We start from the raw sequence: 508 nt of genomic DNA, 5'->3' as shown, positions 1-508 counted from the left end.
CTTATTTGTAGGTGGAGAAAAAAGTGGATTCTTTGTAGGTCATACAGAAGCTATATGCACAGGATCTCTATCTGGGCACAATGCAGCTAGAAATGCTATAGGTATGTATTTACTTCAATTACCAACTAATATTGCAATTGGAGACTTTATATCTTATGCTAATCAAGAATTAAAAGAAGAACATGCGGATAGATTAAAGTTTACTTTTGCAGGAAGTGTCTACTTTAATAGAATAGATAAAGAAGAAATAGAAACTAGAGTTAAAAAGGCAGGGTTAGAAGGGGTTTTCAATAAAAAAATAATAAAATAAATAAAAGGAGATAACTTTTGTTATCTCCTTTTATTTATTGTAGCGTTTTAAGCTTAAAGAATAGAAAAAATATCTAATGCAGCAATAGTAAAACTCATCACTGTATTAAATAAAGAAAAAAACTGTATTATACTATAAAGTTTATAGTTATGTATCGTATCATATAAGCTTATACATCCAATAGTCAATAAGCCTACA

At 28.3% G+C, this 508-nt stretch carries 1 pseudogene; it reads left to right on the top strand.

Annotated elements, in window-relative coordinates:
• A pseudogene (locus AZI32_RS18695) lies at nt 1-310 on the top strand (FAD-dependent oxidoreductase); the annotation flags it as partial.
• Between the last annotated feature and the right edge of the window lie 198 nt (nt 311-508).

The organism is Clostridium sp. ATCC 25772 (assembly GCF_001573875.1).
Classification (GTDB): Bacteria; Bacillota; Clostridia; order Clostridiales; family Clostridiaceae; genus Clostridium_J; species Clostridium_J senegalense.
Note: the sequence above shows the minus strand (reverse complement) of the source record. Positions and strands in the feature narration are given on the sequence as shown.